We start from the raw sequence: 19,529 nt of genomic DNA, 5'->3' as shown, positions 1-19,529 counted from the left end.
TCACTATGGTGAATGTCCGCCGTGTCGTTCCGCGCGCTCGACCTCAACCTCCTGAAAGTCTTCGAGGCGCTGATGACCGAGGGCAGCGTCACCCGCGCCGCCAACGCGCTGACGATGACGCAGCCCGCCGTCAGCAACGCGCTCGCGCGGCTAAGGGACGCGCTCGGGGATCCCCTGTTCGTCAGATCAGGCACCGGGATCCGACCCACCCAGCGCGCCGTGGTGCTGTGGGAGCCGATCGGCGAGGCGCTCGAAAGCGTGCGCGGCGCGCTCGACGAACAGGTCTTCGATCCCGGCCGCGCGCAGAGGGAGTTCAGCCTGTCGATGTCGGACTATGTCGCTTCGCTAGTCATGCCGAAGCTCGTGAACCACCTTGGCGAGATCGCGCCGAAGGCGCGCGTCCATACCATCCCCAACACCGTCCTCGAGATCGCCGACCAGCTCGAGGACAACCGGGTCGACTGCGTGTTGAGCGTCTATGTCAACGAGGCGCAGCAGCCGGCCGCCATTCGCTCACGCTCGCTCTGGACCGTCGACTATGCCTGCTTCATGCGACGCGACCATCCGTTCGCCGTCAGGAAGCGGCTGAGCACGCGCGCCTTCCTCAACGCCCGGCATGTCGATGTGAGCCTCGCCGGAAAAACACTGCCGTCCTACGACCTCTTCCTCGCCTCGCGCGGGCTGTCACGCAATCTGGTCGCAACCGTCAATCATTACAGCGCCGCCTACGAGATCGTGCGGCAGTCCGATCTCATCGCCGTGCTGCCGCGCGATCTGCGCTCGCAGTCCCGCCACGCGCCGTTCCTGCACGCAATGCCGCTTCCGCTTCAGGCCCCGCCGCGCATCGTCAGCCTGTTCTGGCACCAGCGCAACGACACAGTGCCCGCGCAGCGCTGGCTGCGCGAGACACTGGTCGGGATGTTCACCAGATCGGACTGACCAGGTTAGCCCTTGAGCGCGGTGACCACCACCTCGATCAGCGCGCCGCCGCCGAGATCGGCGACGCCGACGGTGGCGCGGGTCGGCAGGTTGTCGCCGAAGAATTCGGTCCAGGCCGCGTCCATCTCCTTCTTCTTGGAGAGATCGGTAACGAAGATCGACGTGCTGACGATGCGGGTCTTGTCGGTTCCCGCTTCCTTCAGATAGCCGGCGATCTTGCCGAGGATGTTGCGGGTCTGCTCGCCCATCGAGACCGAAGTGTCGTCGGCGATAGTGCCGCCGACGAAGACGAAGCCATTGGCTTCGACGGCGCGGTGCATGATGGGCGTGCGGATGCTGCGGGTGATGCTCATGATGTCCTCTTGTTGCTAGAGCGTGGAAGGATGGAAGCGGTCGATGCCGAGATCGCTAATTCGGGTCTGGGTGCCGCCATTGACGATCAGCTCCGCCATCACGGCACCGGCGCCGGGGCCGAGCTGGAAGCCGTGCAGCGAGAAGCCGAACTGGTGATAGAGGCCCTTGTGGCGGGCACTCGGCCCGAACACGGGCAGATCGTCCTTCATCTTCGCCTCGATGCCGGCCCAGGCCCGCATGATCGTCGCGTCGCGCATCACCGGAAACAGCTCGAACACGGTGCGCGCGCTGGTCGCGAGGCTTTTCCAGTCCAGCACCGTCTCGTTGCGATCCTGATAGGGCGTCGCCAGATGGCCGCCGCCGATTAGCACGGTGCCGTTCTTGAACTGCTTGAAGGAGAGCTTTCGGCCGCGCAGGATCACGACGGGATCGATGAAGTGCGGCACGCGCGAGGTGATCATCAGCATCGGCGCGACGGTTTCGACCGGCGCCGGCTCGCCGAGCGCAGCCGCGATTGCCCCTGCCCAGGCGCCGGCGGCGTTGACCAGCACCGGCGCGGCGTAGCTATCGCTGCCGGCATCGACGTGCCAGAGGCCGTCGCTGTACCGGATGTTGGCGGCGGCCACGCCCTCGTGCACGGTGGCGCCGAGCTGCTCGGCCTTGCGCCGGAACGCCGTCGTCGCCTGCGCTGGATTGGCCGCCCCGTCGCGGCGCGAGACCACGCCGCCGGGACAGGTCTCGGCCACGGCCGGCACCAGCCGCCGCAGCTCGGCCGCGTCGATCAGCTCTTCATGCGTGAATCCGAGCGCGTTCAGCTCGGCGACACGGGCGCGGCAGATCGCGAGCTCGTCCTCGTTCTCCGCGACCAGAACCTGGCCGTAGTTCTCAAAACTGCAATCGTCATCGACGAGCTCTGAAATCTTCTCCCAGATTCCCATCGAACGGATCGAGAGCGGGATTTCCGGGATGTGCCGCGCGAGCTGGCGGACGCCGCCGGCATTGACGCCGGAGGCGTGCCGGCCGGCATAATCCTTCTCGATCAACACCGGCTTCAGGCCGGCGAGGCACAGATGCAGCGCGGTGGAGCATCCGTGGATGCCGCCGCCGACGACGATCGCATCCACGTTTTTTGTCATCCGCGCACCACTGCCTTGACGTCGTCTTCCGTCTTCGGAACGGCGGCGAGCTCGGCGAGCGTGATCGGCTTCACCGGCGCGCGCAGCCGGTAATAGCCGATCTCCTGCGGGCTCTTTCCGCGCGCCTGCGCCATCAGCTCGGTGACGGTGAGGCCGCAGAGCCGGCCCTGGCACGGTCCCATGCCGGTGCGGCGATAGGCCTTGAGCTGATTGGGGCCGGTCGCGCCGATCGCGACCGCGTCGAGGACGTCCTTGGCGGTGACCTCCTCGCAGCGGCAGACGATGGTGTCGCCAGTGGGAATGCGGAACTGCGACGCAGGGCGGAACAGCGTATCGAGGAAGACCCGCCCACGCTCCGCCTTGGCGAGATCGGTGCGCAACGTTGCCATCGATGCCAGCTTCGCGGCAGCCGCAGGCGCCAATGCTTCCACCGCCGCGCGCGCCGCGATGCGGCCGCGAACCACGGCCGCCGCCGCGCCGCCGATGCCAGCGCCGTCGCCGGCGATCGCAATGCCCGCCACCGATGAATGGCCGTTTTGATCGAGCACCGGCGACCAACACAATTGCAGCTCGTCCCAGCGATGCTCGACGCCGGCCGCCATCGCCAGATTGACGTTGGGCACCACGCCCTGATGCAGCAGCAAGAGATCCGCCGGGACGGTCTCGCGCTTGCCACCGGCGACATAGCTCACGCTCGCGAGCTGGCCGTCGCCGGCCGCAGCAAGCTCGGTGACGCCGGATACGACCTGCACCTTCGCGCGCACCTCGCGCATCATCGACAGGCCCTTGGCGAAATAGGGCGAGGTCAGAAAGGCGAAGGCGTGAGGCAGCGCCGCGAAATAATTGCCGCGCTCGGTGGTGTCGAGGATGCGATCGATCCGGCCGCCGAGGCGCAGGATCTGCGCCGCGAGCAGCCAGAGCAGCGGCCCCTGCCCTGCGATCACCGTGCGGCCATCGGGCACCAGCGCCGACGACTTCAGCATGGTCTGCGCCGCACCCGCGGTCATCACCCCTGGCAATGTCCAGCCGGGAATCGGAAACGGCCGCTCCAGCGCGCCGGTTGCGAGAATGACGCGGCGCGCCTTGACGAAGGCGGATGCGCCGCCAATGGAGACGGCGATCTCGAGATTGCGATCGAGGCTCCAGACCGTGGCACGCTGGATGATCTCGACGTCGCTCGCGCGCAGCGCCTGCACGAGGTCGGCGCCCACCCAATAGTCGGCGCCGAGCTGATTGCGCTCGGTCACCGGCGTCGAGGCGATGGCGCGGAACACCTGGCCGCCCGGGCCGATGTTCTCGTCGAGCAGCAGCGTCGACAGGCCGGCCTCGGCAGATGTCGCAGCGGCGGCAAGGCCCGCGGGCCCCGCGCCGATCACGACGACGTCGTAGGCTTCGTGCTTGGGAGCCATGGTCATTTTCCGATCTCCCGCTTGCCCTTCTGGATCTCGATCTGCATGCCCTCAGCGACCGGGACGAGGCAGCCCTGGCGGTTGCCGACGCCGTCGATGGTGACGAGGCAGTCGAAGCACACGCCCATCATGCAATATGGCAGCCGCGGCGCGCCGCTCACCGCGGTCGACCGCCGCACGTCGCGGTGTGACGCCAGCAGCGCGGCGGAGACGGTGTCGCCCTGGCGCGCCGTGACGGCTGTGCCATCCACGAAGATCTCGACCTGCGGTCGCTTGTCCTGTTCGGATCGTTTGAACATGGGATGCCTCTTGGCTCCTTCTCAAGAATCTCTAGTAGCCGCTGTTGTTCGCCGCGCCCGTGCCGCCGAAGCGGCTGGCCGAGAATGCGCCGACCAGCTCCGGCTCGAGCGAACCTTGCGCAACCATGCGCGCGACCTCGAAGGCGTGGTTGGAGGCGAGCGTCACGCCGGAGTGGCAGCAGGCCACGAAGGCGCCAGGATGCGTCTGCGACTGGTCGTAGATCGGAAAACCGTCCTGCGGCATGACACGGATGCCGGCCCAGCTCCTGACCACGTTGAGCCGCGCCAGATGCGGGAACATGCGCTGCGCGCGGTCCGCCATCACCGCGCTGACCGAGTGCTTCAGCGCGCGATCGTCGAGCTCGTCCTCCTTGCTGTCGCCGATCATCACCGTGCCCTCGTCGGTCTGGCGGATCGTGGTCAGCGGATGCGGCAGGAACGGCACGGTGCGCTCGGTCACCACGATCTGGCCGCGAGTCGGGCCCATCGGTGCGTAAAGGCCGACCATCGGCGCGAGCGTCTGATTGGCATTGCCCGCTGCGAGTACCACCTTGCCGGCACGAAGCTCGCCCTGCGGCGTCGTCAGGCGGAATTCGCCGCCGCTCTTGCTGATCGCCGAGACCGGACGCTCCGGGAAATAGTCGATGCCGAACGCCTTGAAGCCGGTGTGGAACGCGCGAAACGTGCGCAGCGAGTTGACGTGACCGTCCAGCGGACAAAAACTGCCGCCCGAGACTTCAGGCCCGATCAGCGGCAGTGCCTTCTTCACCTCGGACGCCGGCAGCATCTCCATCTTGTAGTCGGCCGCGCCGGCCTGATTGTGCATGCGCTTGACCAACTCGGCGCGCTGGCCGAATTCGTCCTCGCCGAGCGTCAGATGAAAGCCGCCGTTTTGCTGAAGGGAGACATCGAGGCCGGTCTGTTGCTTCAGCTCCGCGGCAAGCCTGCTCCACGCTTGTGACGCCTGCACGGTCCAGACCGTATAGGCCGGCATGCCCAGGCCCTTGCTCTGAACCCAGACCAGCGCAAAATTGGCGCGCGAGGCGCGCTTGGCGATGTCGCCCTCGTCGAGCACGGCGACTTTCTTGCCGAGCCGGCCGAGGCCCCAGGCGATGGCGGAGCCGAGCAATCCGCCGCCGACGACGGCGACGTCGTAATCCCCTGACATGAGTTCTCCTATCGTCCCGTATCGCCCTTGCCGGCGAGCACGCGGTCGAGCCCGTAGAAGCGGTCGAGCAGAATGAGGGCGGTCATGGTGATCGCGATCACGCAGGCCGAGACCGACGTCACCAGCGGATCGATGTTGTCCTGGATGTAGAGGAACATGCGCACCGGTAGCGTTTCGGTGCCGGGTGCTGCGAGGAAGACGGTCATGGTCAGATCGTCAAAGGACTGGATGAAGGCCAGCGCCCAGCCGCTGATGACGCCGGGCAGAATCAGGGGGAGCGTGACGCGGCGGAACAGCGTCCAGCCGCCGGCGCCGAGCGAGACCGCTGCCATCTCGACCGAGAGGTCCATGCCGGTCGCGGCCGCCAGCGTCAGCCGCAGCGCGAACGGAAACACGATGATGACATGCGCGATGATCAGCGCCGCAAAGCTTCCGCCCAGTCCGGCCGAGGTGAAGAAGCGCAGGAAGGCAATGCCGAGCACGACATGCGGGATCATCAGCGGTGACAGGAACAGCGCCGCCAGCGCGTCTCGACCGCGGAAACGATAGCGCGCGATCGCCAGCGCCGCCGGCACTGCGAACAACAGCGCCACGAAGGACGACAGCGCGCCGAGCCCAAGGCTGACCCAGAAGGCGTGGATGAATTCGGGATAGTTGGCGATGGCCCTGAACCAGCGCAGCGAGAAGCCATTGGTCGGCAGCGACAGAAAGCCCTCGGGCGTGAAGGCGACGAGGCAGACCACCAGGATCGGTGCCACCATGACGATGACGAAGATGGTGTGGAAGATCAGCGCGAGCGGGCCGTTCCGTCTCATCGGAACACCTCCGCATAGCGCCGTTCGATCAGCGCGTTGCTACCGACCACGATCAGCACCAGAGCCACCAGCAAGAGCGTTGCGACCGCGGCGCCCAGCGGCCAGTTCAGCGTGTTGAGGAATTCGTCATAGGCAAGCGTTGCCGCGACCTTGAGCCGGCGGCCCCCGATAATCGCGGGTGTCGCAAACGCGCTGGCCGAGAGCGAGAAAACGATGATCGCGCCCGACAGCACGCCCGGCATGATCTGCGGCAAGATGATGCGGCGGATAGTGGTGATCGGACCCGCGCCGAGCGACATTGCCGCATTCTCGATCTGCGGATCGAGCCGCTGCAGCGCCGCCCACACCGACAGCACCATGAATGGCATCATCACATGCGCGAGCGCGACCACCATGCCGGTCTCGGTGAACATGAAGGGAATGGGCGAGCGGATCACCCCGAGCGACATCAGCAGCTTGTTGACCAGCCCGTTATTGCCGCCGAACAGCAGCGCCCAGCCCAGCGTGCGTGCCACCACGGAGATCAGCAGCGGTCCAAGAATGACCAGCAGAAAAAGACTCTTCCAGCGGCCGCTCATGCGGTTGAGGATGTAGGCTTCCGGCGCGCCGAGCACGGCGGTGAGCAGCGTCGTCAGAATCGCGATGCGAAACGTCCGCCAGAACATCTCGGCGAAATAGGGATCGGTCGCGATCTCGTGCCAGTTCTTGAGGATAAAGACCGGCTCGATGCCCTTGTATTGGCCCCAATCGTGGAACGACAGCATCACGGTCATCGCGAGCGGGATCAGCAGCACGCCGACGAACAGCATCAAAGCGGGCGCGGTCAGCGCCCACGGAGCGCGCGCGTTTCGCTCCTCCGCGACCGCGCTCATGCGGCAGCTCCGCCGCGCACGCTCATGTCCTCCGGTCGCCAGGTGAGGCGAACCGCCTCGCCTTCGGCCGGCTGCCTCTCGCCGTCGTTCTGGCGGATCACGATCGCCGGCCCGCATTCGCTCTCGCACTGGAATAGCCAGTGATTGCCCTGAAAGATGCGCGTGACGATTTTCGCACTGAGGCCCGCATCGCCAAACCCGATCCGCTCGGGGCGAATGCTGACGGTGACGGGACCGCCGAGGCCAGCCGGCGCCGGCGCGCTCCAGGAGCCGGCGATCAATCGCGCTGGCGCACTGGTCCGGTCGATCGTCGCGGCAAAGTCGTTGGTCTTGCCGAGGAACTGCGAGACGAAGGCCGAGGCCGGCCGCTCGTAGGTGTCCTGCGGCGTGCCGATCTGCTCGATGCGGCCCTGGCTCATCACCACGATGCGGTCGGACAGCGACATCGCCTCGTTCTGGTCGTGGGTGACCAGGATCGTGGTGGTGCCGATGGTGCGCTGGATCTGGCGCAGCTCGATCTGCATCTCCTCGCGCAGCTTGGCATCGAGGTTCGACAGCGGCTCGTCGAGCAGCAGCACGCTCGGCTTGATCACCAGCGCACGCGCCAAAGCGACGCGCTGCTGCTGGCCGCCGGACATGCGGCGCGGATGGCGATCCTCATAGCCGGCAAGCCCGACCATCGCGAGCGCGGCACGAACGCGCTCAGTCCGCTCTGCGCGCGGCACCTTGCGCATCTCCAGGCCGAAAGCGACGTTCTCCGCCGCGGTCATGTGCGGAAACAGCGCGTAGCTCTGGAACACGATGCCGAGCCCGCGTTTGGCCGGATGGATCGCGGTCAGGTCCTTGCCCTCCAGGCGGATCGCGCCGCGCGTAGGGTCGAGGAAACCCGCGATCATCTGCAACGTCGTGGTCTTGCCGCAGCCGGAGGGGCCGAGGAAGGAAACGAATTCCCCCTTCCCCACCGCGAGACTGAAGTCGTCGACGACGGTCTGCACCCCGAACTGCTTGCCGACCCGATCGAGCTCGAGATAGGCCATGGCACTCTCTCCGGTATGACCGATCAGCGCTCGACCTCACGGTTCCAGCGCTTGGTCCACTCCTCGCGCTTTTCGTTGATGACGGTCCAGTCCGGATTATAGAGCTTTGCCGCGCGCTCGCCGATCGGCGCCATCTTGCCGAGCTCCGGCGGTACCACGAGCGATTTCAGCACCGGGCCGTAGCCATAATCCTTCAGCATCACGAGCTGGATCTTGGGATCGAGCAGCATCTTCACGAAGGTGGAGGCGAGCGGCGAAGCATTGGGCTTGGTGATCGGACAGGCCGTCGTCAGCAGCGTGGCCGCGCCTTCCTTTGGATAGACGAAGTCAACGGGGAAGCCGGTATTGGCGAAGCTCTGCACGCGGCCCGTGCCCCACACGGCAATCACGGCCTGGCCGGACTGAAACAGCTCGGTCATCTTGCCCGGCGACGGCTCGTAGGCGAGCACGTTCGGATTGATCTGCTCCTTGAATATCTTGAAGCCGGCATCGACATTGGACTCGCCGCCGCCATTCATCTTCGATAGCATCACCAGCGCTTCGAGGCCGTAGGTGTTGTTGATCGGCGGGATGACGAGCTGCTTTGCGTATTTCGTATCCTTCAAATCGTTCCACGAGGTCGGCGGCGCCCAGCCCTTCTCCGCAAACACCTTGGTGTTGTACATCAGGCCGGTCGCGACGATGCCGATCGCGACGGCGCGATCATCCTTGAAGCGGGCGGTGTCGTAGAGATCGGCCGGCACGCTGTCGAGCTTGCCGCAGAACCCGAGCTGGATCGCCTGGTACATCGGGCCGTCGTCGACGATGGCGACGTCGATCTGCTGGTTGCCCTTCTGCGCCTGGAGTTTTGCCAGCGTGTCGGTGGAGTTGCCGGCGACGTATTCGACCTTGACGCCGTTCTCCTTCTCGAAGGTCGGGATCACCTCGTCGCGGATCGTCTTCTCGAACGAGCCGCCATAGCCGGCGACATAGAGCGTTTTCTGCTGGGCCGAGGCGGCCGAAATGGCGGCAACAAGCGCTGCGATGCTGACCGCTGTCAGAAGGCGAAAAGTCTTCATGTGGTCCGATCTCCATACCGGAATGAGGTGACGTGCCGACAAGTCTCGCTGGCCGAAGCCCTTCCGCATTTCCTTCCGCGCAAATCCCTCTCCGAACAGGGCTCCGGCCCCTGCTCGACGGGTTTTGGCGCGATCCGGAGGTTCGAACCCCTCCAATCTGCCGAAAAAGCGGGCTGTCTCCAGCTCTGATGAAAAAGATCGCAAACCCTGGCTTCCATCGTCCAATGAATAATGGCACCCTCTGCATGCCAAAATATTATGAATGGAAATTGAGATGGCGCGGATCAATTCGCGGCAGGTGGAGGCCTTCCGCGCGACGATGCTGACCGGCAGCGTGACCGAGGCGGCGGCGCTGATGACCGTGACGCAGCCGGCGGTGAGCCGGCTGCTGCGCGACCTCCAGGCGCTGCTGAAGATGGAGCTGTTCGAGCGGCGCGGCACCGGGCTGGTGCCGACTGCCGCAGCGATGGCGCTGTATACTGAAGTGGAGCGTTCCTTCGTCGGCCTCGAACGCATCACCGCGGCAGCCGAGGAAATCCGCGGTCGCCGCACCGGCTCGCTGCGGATCGCAGCACTTCCAGCGCTGTCGAACGGCTATTTGCCGCGGCTCACCGGACATTTTTTGAAGGAGCGGCCGAACCTCAACCTTGCGTTCTTCGGCGTGATCTCGCCGATCGTGGTCGATTGGGTGCTGAACAACCAATGCGACGTCGGCTTTGCCGAGGTGCCGATCGCGCATTCCGGCCTGCCGAGCCAGAAGCTGCCGGCGCCGGCGCGCGTGGCCGTGCTCCCGACAGGTCATCGCCTCGCGGAAAAGGAAGTTTTGGAGCCGCGCGACTTCGAAGGCGAGACCTTCATCTCGCTGTCGGCGGGATCATCGAGCCGGCACCTCGTCGACCAGATTTTCCACCGTCACGATGTCCGCCGTGTGCTGCGGGTCGAGACCGCGCTGTCGGAGATCATGTGCGGCATGGTGTCGTCGGGGCTTGGGGTCGCGATCTGCGATCCCTTCACCGCGCAGGAATTTTCGACCCGCGGCGTCGTCGTGCGCCGCTTTCTGCCGCGCATCGACTTCGAATTCTCCGCGGTCTTTCCCGCGCAGCGCAGCCCGTCGCCGGTGGCCCTGGATCTGGTCGAGACCATGCGCAAGGCGCTCGCAGAGTTTGACGATCAGAGCGGAATGGCGTTGGGTTGAAACACTGCAGCCACACGCTCGCGCTCTCTCCACCTTGGGACTATCGATTGCGGAGGCACCCCTCCCCAGCCCTCCCCCGCAAGCGGGAGAGGGGCGCACCTTCTTCGTGGCACCTGACGCGTCCTCAGCCGTTGAACGCGGCCTGCGCCTCCGCCAGGTCCCAGATCTTGCCGATCGCAGCCGTACCCGCCGCCGTGATCGCCGCTTCATCCGCGCCGAGATAGCGGCCCGCATCGACCAGCACGCGGCCGTCGACCACGACCTGATCGATATTGGCGCGGTTGGCGAGCGCGATCAGTGCGCGGCGCGGATCGAACAGTGGCTGAAGATGCGGATGGGTGAGGTCGATGACAGTGAGATCGGCGGTCGCGCCCGGCTCGATGCGGCCGAGGTCCGGCCGCTTGATGACGTCGGCGGCCACCGCCGTGTTCGCCTCGATCAGCTCCGGCGAATTGGCGACGTCGGCGCGTTGTGATGTGATCTTGGAGATCAGCGAAGCGGCGTTGAGTTCGCCGAGCAGGTCCATATTGTAGCCGTCGGTGCCGACCACGGTGCGGACGCCGTGCTCCGCGAACCGGCTGAAGGCCGCGGTGACGCCGGCGCGCGCGAACACGCGCGGGCAGTTCAGCACGGTCATGCCGCGCGCGGCCATCAATTTCAGATCGTCGTCGGTACTGAACATGCAATGCGCCGCCATCAGATCCGGCGCAAGCAGGCCAAGCCAGTCCAGATATTGCGCCGGTGTACGGCCGCCATAGCGCTTGCCGATGGTCTCGACCTCGGCGCCGCTCTGCGCCATATGCGTCGTGATCGGCAGGCCGAGCTCGCGCGCCCGCGCCGCACAGGCCTTCAGCAGATCGGGGCCGCAAGTGTCAGTGGCATGCGGGCTCATCGCAAGGCCGATGCGACCGTCGCCGCGATTGTTCCAGCGCTGGTAGAGCGCGTCCCATGTTGCCATGTCGGCGGTGCCGTCATCGCCGGCATAATCCACCACGCCATCCGGGCCGGCCTTGGCGTCGGAGGTGGAGAAGAGATAGGGCGCGCCGTAGAAACGGATGCCCATCTCTTCCGCGGCATCGAACATTTCCGGAATCGAATTGCGGAACGGCTCCATCACCGTGGTGGCGCCGCCCTTGAGGAGCTGGAGGATGCCGAGCCGCGCCACCGCAAGACGCTCTTCCGCCGACAGCAGATCGGCTCCGCGCTTGGTGAGCGGCAGCAGCACCGTGTAGACGATGCTCTGGTTGTTGCGGCGACCGTTACCGTCCTCGGTGTGGCTGCGCGCCACCGCCTCGCTGAAGCAGTGATTGTGCAGGTTTAGCAGACCTGGAAGAACGAAGCGGCCGGGGCGATCGTAGACCTGATCCGCGCGCGGCTTGTCGCGCGTGATCGCCACGATCTTCTTGCCTTCGACCAAGATCCAACGGTCGCGCAAGACATCCTGCGCACCGTCCTTGCGTGACAGCACATAGCTGCCGAAGATTGCGATGGTGCTCATGCGGGGCGTACGTTCCAGAAGACGGCGGTGCCGTCGAGAATGCCGGTGATGGCTTTGCGATAGGCGGTCGGCTGCTTGTACAGGCCGATCGGAATATAGGGAATCTCCTCGAACGCCACCGCCTGGATCGCACGGCAGATGCGCTGCTGCTCGGCGAGCTCGGAGGCCACGAGCCACTGGCTGCGCAAGGGCCCCATCTTCCCGCTCGCGTACCAGCCGGCGACCTTGCCTTCACCGCGAATGTTGGTGTTACCGGCCGGGTTGAGCCAGTCGATGCCTTGCCAGTTGCCGACCGCCGCGCTCCAGCCGCCTTGGCCGATCGGGTCCTTCTTGAGCTGACGCTGCAACACCACGGCGAAATCGAGGCCGGCATATTCGACGTTCATGCCGGCTTTGCGCAGGCTGTCGACGGCGATCTCGCCAAGCGGCTTCTGCGCCAGCGAGTTCGTCGGAACCAGCACCACGATCTTCTCGCCATTGTAGCCGGCGGCCTTCAGATCGGCCCTAACCTTGGCGTAGTCGCGCGGGCCGCGGAACACATCGAGACCGACCTCGCTCGCCATCGGCGTTCCCGGTGCGAAGAAGCCGATCGGCGACACCTGAAACGTCGGATCGGTGCCGGCCACGGCCGTCATGAACGAGGACTGATCGATGGCGCCCAACAGCGCGCGGCGGATCGCGGGATTGTCGAACGGCGGCTGGAGGTGATTAAGGCGCAGCATACAGGCATAGCCGCGGGGATCGAGGATGCGCGTCTCGATATCACCGGCGGCCTTGATCACCGGCAACAGATCATGCGGCGTGGTCTCCTGCCAATCCTGCTCGCCGGTCTGAAGCGCGGCCACGCCGGTGCCGGCATCGGGCGTGGTGGTCCAGACCACACGGTCGTAGTGCACGATTTTCGGTCCCGCCGTCCAATCCGGCTTGCCCTCGCTGCGCGGCTGGTAACGCTCGAAGCGGGCATAGGCGTTGCGGGCACCCTGCACGCGCTCGTCGGCAAGATAACGGAACGGGCCGCTGCCGATGACTTCGGTCAGCGGCTTGAACGGATCCTGGCTCGCCAACCGCTCGGGCATCATGAAGCAGGCGTTGATCGCGGCCTTGCCGAGCGCCTGCGGCAACAGCGGGAACGGACGCTTGAGGCGAAAGCGGATCGTGCGGTCGTCGGCGACCGAGAGCTCGTCGGTGGCCTCCATCAGCTCGCCGCCAAAGCCGTCGCGCGCCGCCCAGCGGCGGATGCTCGCAACGCAGTCGCGCGCGAGCACGCGCTCGCCGTCGTGCCAGAACAGACCATCGCGCAACGTAAGGTCCCACTGAAGGCCGTCACCAGAGATGACATGCCCCGACAGCATCTGCGGCGAGACCTGGAGCGAGGAGCTCATGCCATAGAGCGTGTCGTAGACCATGAAGCCGTGGTTTCGCGACACCTGCGCGGTCGAGTAGATCGGATCGACGAAAGCGAGGTCGATCACCGGAATGAAGCGCAACGTGGTCTGCGCTTCGGCGCGCAAGATCCCCGGGAGCGACAGCGCCGGGACGGCGGCGGCAGCTTTCAACAGGGAGCGGCGGGAGATGGGCATTACAGGTGGCTCCTAGGTGTAGTCAGGTCCAACCGCAATGGCGGTGCGCTCCCTCTCCCGCTTGCGGGGGAGGGCTGGGTTGGGGGTGTCTCCGCGGAGGGATTCCCAGTGTGGAGAGAGCCCCCACCCGGCGCTTCGCGCCGACCTCCCCGCAAGCGGGAGAGGTGCAGCGAGTGCGCGGCCAGAGTGTTTCAAAAGATCGAACTGCATCATTCGTGTTTCACGTGTTCAACAGTACCGCGCCGATCGCAGCCGCAACCGCCTGTTGCGCCGGCTCGACGACGGGCACACCGATCGCATCTGCGATCGCCGACCGGTGCGACGCCATGCCGGCGCACCCCATCACCACGACATCGGCGCGGCATTGCGTGACGAGCGCGCGGCCGGCTTCGATCAACCGGCCGCGGATGTCCGCGCCTGCCGTTTCCGCCGCGCTCGCGCCGACCGACCAGCTTCCGGCGTAGCGGCCGTCGACACCCATCAGCCGCACCATACGCTGCTGGCGGCGGATGCTCGACGGTGACAGCGCAATGATACCAAAACGTTCGCCGAGCATCAGCGCGCGAAAGATGCCGCATTCGGCGATGCCCATCACCGGACGGCCGCCGGCCGCCTCGCGCACCGCATGCAGGCCGGGATCGCTGAAGCAGGCGAGCACAAAGGCATCCGCGTCGTCGCGCGTGACGCGGTTGACCAGCGGCATGACGACGCTGTCGGCATCGCGCTGCGAGCTGATGCCGGGCGGTCCCTCGGCAAGGCCGACCACATCGATCTCCGGTCCGCCGGCGATGCGCAGCGGCGCGACGGCGTCATCGATCGCCGCCGTCACCGACGCGGAGGAGTTGGGATTGATGACGAGGATGCGACGGCGGGTCATGGCGCTGCTCAACGGTTGCCGGCCTCGTGGCGCAGGAAGTTGGCGGAGATCGCCTCGCCGGTCGTGATCCAGAGGTCCGGGCAGGATTTTGCGTAGGTCAGGAACTCGCGCAGCAGGCGCAGCCGCATTGGACGGCCGCTGCATTGCGGATGCAGCACCGTCGTCACCATCGCGCCCCAGTCTCTGGTTTCGTCGAGCTCGTCCTTCCAGATCGAAAGCACATGCTCCTTGGGGAAGATCGAGCGCGGGCTGAAGCGGGCGGAGAGCCCGTGCATCCAGTCGTCGTAGCTCGCGGTCACCGGCAGCTCGATCGTGCCGGGCTTGCCGTCGGCGAGACGATGACGATAGGGCCGCACGTCATCGCGGAACGAGGAGGTATAGACGATGCCATGACGCACCAGCGCGGCGCGCAGCTCTTCAGTGAACTCGCCATAGGGCGCGCGATAGCCGGTCGGCCTGATGCCGAGCCGGCGCTTCAGCGCCTCGAAACCGCGCTCCAGCTCCTCCTCGATCCAGGGATCGCCGGGATCGGGCAGCAGATGGTGATAGCCGTGATGGCCGATCTCATGACCGGCCTTGAGGATCGACTCGGCCATCGCCGGATGCGCATCGACCGACCATCCCGTGACGAAGAACGTCGCCTTGAGATCGAGCTGATCGAGCAGCTCCAGCAGCTTCGGTGTGCCGACGCGCGCCTCGTAGCCGCCATAGCTCATGGTGATGAGGCGCTGCGCGTGCACGGCATCCTTGCTGGTCCATGCGCTTTCCGCGTCGACGTCGAACGACAGGAACATCGCCGAGGTATAAGATTTCGGCCAGGGATATTCCGGTGCGGGATCCGCGGTGTTGGCCGGAACGAGCGGGATGCTCTGGAGTGCCTTACTGTCCAGCATTGATGGTCGCCTTCTCTATCGCGTTATCGCTCAGTTTCCATTTCGCCAGCAGCGTACGATAGGTGCCGTCGGCGATCAGCGCATCGACGGCCTCGAGCATCGCCTGCTGAAGCGCCTTTTCCTTGACCGGCAGGGCGATGCCGGTGAATTGCTGCGAGATGGGCGTGCCGACCGGTGCATACGCGCTGGGCTCAAGATCCATGATGTAAGGCAGCGTCTCGTTGCCCTGCACGGCGGCGTCGATGCGGCCCTGCTTGAGCTGGGTGCGGGCATCGGCCGAGCCGTCGGTGCCGACAAAGACGATCGGAGTGCTGCCGCAGTTCTTCTCGCTCCAGGCCGCGATCTCGGTCGGAAACTTGGTGCGGCGGCTGGCGCCGACCTTCTTGCCGCAGAGCGAGGCCAGGTCCTTGAACTCCGCCGCGCGCGACTGCTGCACAAAGAAGTTCGGACCGCTTTTGAGATAGTCGACGAAGCTCGCCGTCTCATGCCGGCTCGCGTAATCTGTAAAGCCCGAAAGGATCGCATCGACGCGGCCTGTCGAGATCGACGGCATGAACTGATCGAAACTGGTCTCCTGCCATTCGATCTTGACGCCGAGCTTGCGCCCGATCGCCTCGCCGAGATCGATGTCGAATCCGGACAGCGCGTTGGTGGCGGGATCGCGGAACTCCATCGGCGGATAGTTCGGCACCAGCGCGACCTTGATGCTGCCGCGCTTACTGATCTCCGCCGGCAGCTCGATCGCTATCGCCGAGGCACTCATGGCGCCAACGAATGCCGCCGCAACGAAAAGTCTCTTCATCAACACGCCCCCAATTCAGGTCACTGCTCAGATCACTGCCGAAAGAAATGCCTTGGTACGCTCCTCGCGCGGCGCAGCCAATACGTCGGAGGCGCGGCCCTGCTCGACGATCGCGCCCTGGTCCATGTAGACGACGCGGTCGGCGACTTCGCGCGCGAAGCCGAGCTCGTGCGTCACCACCATCATGGTCATGCCGCTTCGCGCCAGTTCCTTCATGACCGCGAGCACCTCGCCCACGAGCTCCGGATCGAGCGCGCTGGTCGGCTCGTCGAACAGCATCAGCATCGGCTTCATGGCGAGCGCCCGCGCAATCGCCACGCGCTGTTGCTGGCCGCCGGAAAGTTGCGCCGGATATGAGTCCGCCTTGGTCGCGAGCCCGACGCGACGGAGCAGTTCGAGCGCCTCCGCACGCACCTCATCCGGCTTACGTCCCTGAACCTGGGTCGGGCCTTCGGTGATATTCTCCAGCGCGGTCTTGTGCGGAAACAGATTGAAGCGCTGGAACACCATTCCGGTCTTCAACCGCTGCCGCCCGATTTCCCGCTCGGTGAGGCGATAGAGCCGCCCGCCCTGCTCGCGCACACCCAATAGCTCGCCGTCGAGCCAGATGCCGCCGCTGTCGATCGCGGTGAGCTGGTTGATGCAGCGAAGCAGTGTCGTCTTGCCCGAGCCGGACGCACCGATCAGACACATCACCTCGCCGGGCCAGACGTCGAGCGAGACGCTTTTGAGAGCCTGAAACTCTCCAAAATTCTTGGCTACAGAGCGGATCGCGACGAGGGGTTTTGTCATCGGGCGAACTGCAATGTGCCGCGCGCAAAACGGCGTTCGAGCAGCATCTGGAGCGGTGTCAGGATCGAGACCACAAGCAGGTACCAGAGCCCGGCGACGATCAGGAGCTCGATCACGCGCGAATTGGCGTAATAGATGTTCTCCGCGTTGTGCAGCACCTCCGGATATTGGATCACGCTCGCCAGCGAGGTCGCCTTCACCATGCCGATGAACTCATTGCCGAGCGGCGGGATCACGACGCGCATCGCCTGCGGCAGGATGATCCGACGCAGCGCGCGCAGCCGTCCCATGCCGATCGCCTGTGCCGCTTCATATTGTCCCATGTCGACCGACAGCATGCCGGCGCGCATCACCTCCGAGGTGTAGGCCCCCTGGTTGATGCCGAGCCCGAGCAGCGCGGCGAGGAACGGCGTCATGACGTCGACGGCGCGGGCGCTCCACAGGCCGGGAATGCCGATGGTCGGAAACACCAGCGCGAGGTTGAACCACAGCAGCAGTTGCAGGATCAGCGGTGTGCCGCGGAACAGCCAGGTGTAGCCGGCCGCCACCGTCTTCAGCACCGGATTGGGCGACAACCGCATGATCGCGACGACCACGCCAAGAAAGATACCGAGCGCCATCGCCAGCACCGCCATCACCATGGTGTTGACGATGCCTTCGAGAATGACTTTTGCGGTCAGGAAGCGGCTGACATAGGACCATTCGATCTGTCCGCCCGCGAAGGCGCGCGCGATCGCCGCCAGCACGAGGACGATCAGGGCCGCGCTGAGCCAGCGAAACCAGTGCGGCTCGCGCGCGATCCGCATCCCGGACAGATCGGGAAAACCCTCCGCGAGTGCCGGTGCCGGCCTCATTGCGGTGCCGCGTTCAGCATGGGCCGGGCGACTGCGTTCGCACCCAAGCCCCATTTGTCGAGAACGGCCTTATAGGAGCCGTCGGCGATCATGGCGGTGAGCTTTTCGGTCACGACTTCGCGCAGGGCCGCGTCGTCCTTGCGGAACATGATGCCCTGATAGCCCTTGGCAAAGGCCTCGCCGACGACGCGGTATTTGCCGGGCTCCTGCTGTTGTGCATAAGGCAGCGTCTCGCTGCCCTGCACTGCGGCGTCGATGCGGCCCTGCTTGAGCTGGTTGCGGACGTCGATCGAGTTCTCGCCCGGCACGTACTGGATCGCCGGCTTGCCGGCCGCCTCGCAGTTCTGCTTGCTCCATTTCTCGATCTCGACCGGGAAGCTGGTGCTGCGTGTGGTGCCGACCTTCTTGCCGCAGAGATCGGGTGCGGCTTTCGCCTCGCTTTCCGCCATCACGAAGAACTGCGGCCCGGTCGCCAGATAGTCGACGAAATCGGCGGTCTCGCGCCGCGAGGCGCGATCCGAGATGCCGGAGATGATGAAATCGGCGCGCCTGGTCTGGAGCGAAGGGATCAGCTCGGCGAACGGCGTCTCGCTCCAGACGATCTTGAGGCCGCCGAGCCGTTTGGCGAGTTCGTTCGCAAGATCGATGTCGAGCCCGACCAGTTCGCTGGTGGCGGGATCGCGATACTCCATCGGCGCGTAGGTCGCGTTGACCGTGAGCCGCAGCGTGCCCGCCTGCTTGATGTCCGCCGGAAGCTCGGCCGCTTGCGCGGAGGCAACGGCAGCCAGTGCTGCAAGACCGAGAGAAAGCGAGAGGCGTGTCATGTCAGCTCCTTTGCCAATCCTTTGCCAGCGCCGTGCCATTTTGTCAGTCCACGTCGAAAACGGCAGGCTCAATAACGCCGGCGCGCTCGGTGATGACCCTGTATTGCTCGGGCCGCCGATGAGCGGCGAAATTGAACATCTTGTCCTTGCCCTGGCGGCAGAGGTCGAGATCGATGTCGGCGACGATCACCTCGTCGGCCAGCGTCTCGGCTTGCGCGACGATGCGGCCGTTGGGATCGACGATGCAGGAGCCGCCGATCAGCCCGGAGCCGTCCTCCTCGCCCGCCTTCGCCACCGAGATCGCCCAGGTCGCGTTCATGTAGGCGTTGGCCTGCGTCACCAGCGTCGAGTGGAAGGTGCGCAAGCCGGCATCTTCCGTCACGCCGCCATTGGGATCGTAGGCCGCCGAATTGTAGCCGATGCAGACGAGCTCGACGCCCTGCAAGCCGAGCACGCGCCAGGATTCCGGCCAGCGGCGGTCGTTGCAGATCATCATGCCCATGATCGCATGGGCCCAGGCCGAGCCGGCGCGGAACGCGGGAAAGCCGAGATCGCCATAGTCGAAATAGCGCTTCTCGAGCTGCTGGTAACGCGCACCGGCGCGCGGCTCGACCGAGCCCGGCAGATGCACTTTGCGATAGCGGCCGAGAATCTCGCCGTCGCGATCGACCAGGATGGCGCAATTGTAGCGGCGGCCGTCCGGCGTCAGTTCGGCATAGCCGACATAGAAGCCGACGCGCAGCGCACGCGCACGATCGAACAGCTTTGCGATGGCCGGGTTCGGAATGCTGCGCTCGAAGTACTGGTCGAGCGCCTCGCCCTCCAGCAGCCAGCGGGGAAAGAAGGTGGTGAAGGCAAGCTCCGGAAACACCACGAGGCTGGCGCCGCGGCCGGCCGCTTCCTCCAACAGCGCGAGCATCCGCCCGAGCGTATGCTTGCGCGCGTCGGCTTTTTGCGTCGGCCCCATCTGGGCGGCGGCGGCGCGAAGGACACGAACCAAGATTGCCTCCAATCTATGCGCAGTGCTGCCTCAATGGGCGGATGAACCCTTTGATCCAGCGTGCAAATCCGCTGCCATTACGCGCAAGCGGGGCTGCAAAAGCAATTCGTCGTGCTATGATCTTTTG

Annotated in this window: 20 protein-coding genes; 2 read left to right on the top strand and 18 right to left on the bottom strand. The window is 65.6% G+C overall.

What is annotated here, in order from left to right:
- The first annotated feature begins 12 nt into the window (after positions 1 to 12).
- Positions 13 to 939, top strand: coding sequence for a LysR family transcriptional regulator (locus tag IVB18_RS06615; protein WP_247988411.1), 927 nt, complete (start codon positions 13 to 15; stop codon positions 937 to 939).
- A 5-nt stretch (positions 940 to 944) separates the two neighbouring features.
- Here the strand turns inward: IVB18_RS06615 and IVB18_RS06610 are convergent, their stop codons facing one another.
- From IVB18_RS06610 to IVB18_RS06570, 9 genes are read right to left on the bottom strand one after another with little or no spacing between them, the layout of a single operon-like run.
- Positions 945 to 1,292: a RidA family protein gene (locus tag IVB18_RS06610; protein ID WP_247988410.1), complete on the bottom strand. Its 348-nt coding sequence runs from the start codon at positions 1,290 to 1,292 to the stop codon at positions 945 to 947.
- A gap of 15 nt (positions 1,293 to 1,307) precedes the next feature.
- Positions 1,308 to 2,429 (bottom strand): FAD-dependent oxidoreductase, encoded by a 1,122-nt coding sequence (locus tag IVB18_RS06605; RefSeq protein ID WP_247988409.1) that lies wholly within the window; start codon positions 2,427 to 2,429, stop codon positions 1,308 to 1,310.
- The gene (locus IVB18_RS06600; RefSeq protein WP_247988408.1) at positions 2,426 to 3,844 is read right to left on the bottom strand and encodes an NAD(P)/FAD-dependent oxidoreductase; all 1,419 of its coding nucleotides are present in this window, start codon (positions 3,842 to 3,844) and stop codon (positions 2,426 to 2,428) included. The genes IVB18_RS06605 and IVB18_RS06600 overlap by 4 nt, the downstream gene beginning before the upstream one ends.
- Positions 3,841 to 4,137, bottom strand: coding sequence for a (2Fe-2S)-binding protein (locus IVB18_RS06595; RefSeq protein ID WP_247988407.1), 297 nt, complete (start codon positions 4,135 to 4,137; stop codon positions 3,841 to 3,843). Before IVB18_RS06595 ends, IVB18_RS06600 begins: the two co-directional genes overlap by 4 nt.
- Before the next feature lie 31 nt (positions 4,138 to 4,168).
- On the bottom strand, positions 4,169 to 5,305 hold the full coding sequence (locus IVB18_RS06590) for an FAD-dependent oxidoreductase (RefSeq protein ID WP_247988406.1): 1,137 nt from the start codon (positions 5,303 to 5,305) through the stop codon (positions 4,169 to 4,171).
- A gap of 8 nt (positions 5,306 to 5,313) precedes the next feature.
- Entirely contained in the window at positions 5,314 to 6,120 is an 807-nt protein-coding gene (locus IVB18_RS06585) for an ABC transporter permease (RefSeq protein WP_247988405.1), read from the bottom strand.
- Positions 6,117 to 6,992 carry an ABC transporter permease gene (locus tag IVB18_RS06580; RefSeq protein WP_247988404.1) on the bottom strand — a complete coding sequence of 292 codons (876 nt, stop codon included), beginning with the start codon at positions 6,990 to 6,992 and terminating at the stop codon, positions 6,117 to 6,119. The genes IVB18_RS06585 and IVB18_RS06580 overlap by 4 nt, the downstream gene beginning before the upstream one ends.
- Entirely contained in the window at positions 6,989 to 8,029 is a 1,041-nt protein-coding gene (locus tag IVB18_RS06575; protein WP_247988403.1) for an ABC transporter ATP-binding protein, read from the bottom strand. Before IVB18_RS06575 ends, IVB18_RS06580 begins: the two co-directional genes overlap by 4 nt.
- A 23-nt stretch (positions 8,030 to 8,052) precedes the next feature.
- Positions 8,053 to 9,087, bottom strand: coding sequence for an ABC transporter substrate-binding protein (locus tag IVB18_RS06570; protein ID WP_247988402.1), 1,035 nt, complete (start codon positions 9,085 to 9,087; stop codon positions 8,053 to 8,055).
- Positions 9,088 to 9,361: 274 nt separating this feature from the next.
- On the opposite strand from IVB18_RS06570, the gene IVB18_RS06565 reads away from it, so the two are divergent.
- Positions 9,362 to 10,282, top strand: a complete 921-nt coding sequence (locus IVB18_RS06565) for a LysR substrate-binding domain-containing protein (protein ID WP_247988401.1) — start codon at positions 9,362 to 9,364, stop codon at positions 10,280 to 10,282.
- A gap of 124 nt (positions 10,283 to 10,406) precedes the next feature.
- Here the strand turns inward: IVB18_RS06565 and IVB18_RS06560 are convergent, their stop codons facing one another.
- The 9 genes from IVB18_RS06560 to IVB18_RS06520 all read right to left on the bottom strand — a co-directional run bounded on the left by IVB18_RS06560 (position 10,407) and on the right by IVB18_RS06520 (position 19,402).
- Positions 10,407 to 11,780 carry an amidohydrolase family protein gene (locus IVB18_RS06560; protein WP_247988400.1) on the bottom strand — a complete coding sequence of 458 codons (1,374 nt, stop codon included), beginning with the start codon at positions 11,778 to 11,780 and terminating at the stop codon, positions 10,407 to 10,409.
- Positions 11,777 to 13,360, bottom strand: a complete 1,584-nt coding sequence (locus IVB18_RS06555) for an ABC transporter substrate-binding protein (RefSeq protein WP_247988399.1) — start codon at positions 13,358 to 13,360, stop codon at positions 11,777 to 11,779. Before IVB18_RS06555 ends, IVB18_RS06560 begins: the two co-directional genes overlap by 4 nt.
- A gap of 220 nt (positions 13,361 to 13,580) precedes the next feature.
- Complete coding sequence (locus IVB18_RS06550) at positions 13,581 to 14,237, bottom strand: aspartate/glutamate racemase family protein (RefSeq protein WP_247988398.1); 657 nt, start codon at positions 14,235 to 14,237, stop codon at positions 13,581 to 13,583.
- 8 nt (positions 14,238 to 14,245) lie between these two features.
- Positions 14,246 to 15,130, bottom strand: coding sequence for a polysaccharide deacetylase (locus IVB18_RS06545; protein WP_247988397.1), 885 nt, complete (start codon positions 15,128 to 15,130; stop codon positions 14,246 to 14,248).
- Entirely contained in the window at positions 15,117 to 15,932 is an 816-nt protein-coding gene (locus IVB18_RS06540; protein WP_247988396.1) for an ABC transporter substrate-binding protein, read from the bottom strand. The genes IVB18_RS06545 and IVB18_RS06540 overlap by 14 nt, the downstream gene beginning before the upstream one ends.
- Before the next feature lie 27 nt (positions 15,933 to 15,959).
- A complete protein-coding gene (locus IVB18_RS06535) occupies positions 15,960 to 16,724 on the bottom strand; it encodes an amino acid ABC transporter ATP-binding protein (protein WP_247988395.1) in 765 nt (254 codons plus the stop codon).
- On the bottom strand, positions 16,721 to 17,578 hold the full coding sequence (locus IVB18_RS06530) for an amino acid ABC transporter permease (RefSeq protein ID WP_247988394.1): 858 nt from the start codon (positions 17,576 to 17,578) through the stop codon (positions 16,721 to 16,723). Before IVB18_RS06530 ends, IVB18_RS06535 begins: the two co-directional genes overlap by 4 nt.
- A complete protein-coding gene (locus IVB18_RS06525; RefSeq protein ID WP_247988393.1) occupies positions 17,575 to 18,402 on the bottom strand; it encodes an ABC transporter substrate-binding protein in 828 nt (275 codons plus the stop codon). The genes IVB18_RS06530 and IVB18_RS06525 overlap by 4 nt, the downstream gene beginning before the upstream one ends.
- Positions 18,403 to 18,445: 43 nt before the next feature.
- Positions 18,446 to 19,402 (bottom strand): N-carbamoyl-D-amino-acid hydrolase, encoded by a 957-nt coding sequence (locus IVB18_RS06520; RefSeq protein WP_256476711.1) that lies wholly within the window; start codon positions 19,400 to 19,402, stop codon positions 18,446 to 18,448.
- Positions 19,403 to 19,529 lie beyond the last annotated feature (127 nt).

It is taken from the genome of Bradyrhizobium sp. 186 (genome assembly GCF_023101685.1).
Classification (GTDB): domain Bacteria; phylum Pseudomonadota; class Alphaproteobacteria; order Rhizobiales; family Xanthobacteraceae; genus Bradyrhizobium.
Note: the sequence above shows the minus strand (reverse complement) of the source record. Positions and strands in the feature narration are given on the sequence as shown.

Coding starts and splice junctions, on each gene's coding strand:
- IVB18_RS06615 (WP_247988411.1), top strand. CDS start 13: ATGTCCGCCGTGTCGTTCCGCGCGCTCGACCTCAACCTCCTGAAAGTC.
- IVB18_RS06610 (WP_247988410.1), bottom strand. CDS start 1,292: ATGAGCATCACCCGCAGCATCCGCACGCCCATCATGCACCGCGCCGTC.
- IVB18_RS06605 (WP_247988409.1), bottom strand. CDS start 2,429: ATGACAAAAAACGTGGATGCGATCGTCGTCGGCGGCGGCATCCACGGA.
- IVB18_RS06600 (WP_247988408.1), bottom strand. CDS start 3,844: ATGACCATGGCTCCCAAGCACGAAGCCTACGACGTCGTCGTGATCGGC.
- IVB18_RS06595 (WP_247988407.1), bottom strand. CDS start 4,137: ATGTTCAAACGATCCGAACAGGACAAGCGACCGCAGGTCGAGATCTTC.
- IVB18_RS06590 (WP_247988406.1), bottom strand. CDS start 5,305: ATGTCAGGGGATTACGACGTCGCCGTCGTCGGCGGCGGATTGCTCGGC.
- IVB18_RS06585 (WP_247988405.1), bottom strand. CDS start 6,120: ATGAGACGGAACGGCCCGCTCGCGCTGATCTTCCACACCATCTTCGTC.
- IVB18_RS06580 (WP_247988404.1), bottom strand. CDS start 6,992: ATGAGCGCGGTCGCGGAGGAGCGAAACGCGCGCGCTCCGTGGGCGCTG.
- IVB18_RS06575 (WP_247988403.1), bottom strand. CDS start 8,029: ATGGCCTATCTCGAGCTCGATCGGGTCGGCAAGCAGTTCGGGGTGCAG.
- IVB18_RS06570 (WP_247988402.1), bottom strand. CDS start 9,087: ATGAAGACTTTTCGCCTTCTGACAGCGGTCAGCATCGCAGCGCTTGTT.
- IVB18_RS06565 (WP_247988401.1), top strand. CDS start 9,362: ATGGCGCGGATCAATTCGCGGCAGGTGGAGGCCTTCCGCGCGACGATG.
- IVB18_RS06560 (WP_247988400.1), bottom strand. CDS start 11,780: ATGAGCACCATCGCAATCTTCGGCAGCTATGTGCTGTCACGCAAGGAC.
- IVB18_RS06555 (WP_247988399.1), bottom strand. CDS start 13,360: ATGCCCATCTCCCGCCGCTCCCTGTTGAAAGCTGCCGCCGCCGTCCCG.
- IVB18_RS06550 (WP_247988398.1), bottom strand. CDS start 14,237: ATGACCCGCCGTCGCATCCTCGTCATCAATCCCAACTCCTCCGCGTCG.
- IVB18_RS06545 (WP_247988397.1), bottom strand. CDS start 15,130: ATGCTGGACAGTAAGGCACTCCAGAGCATCCCGCTCGTTCCGGCCAAC.
- IVB18_RS06540 (WP_247988396.1), bottom strand. CDS start 15,932: ATGAAGAGACTTTTCGTTGCGGCGGCATTCGTTGGCGCCATGAGTGCC.
- IVB18_RS06535 (WP_247988395.1), bottom strand. CDS start 16,724: ATGACAAAACCCCTCGTCGCGATCCGCTCTGTAGCCAAGAATTTTGGA.
- IVB18_RS06530 (WP_247988394.1), bottom strand. CDS start 17,578: ATGAGGCCGGCACCGGCACTCGCGGAGGGTTTTCCCGATCTGTCCGGG.
- IVB18_RS06525 (WP_247988393.1), bottom strand. CDS start 18,402: ATGACACGCCTCTCGCTTTCTCTCGGTCTTGCAGCACTGGCTGCCGTT.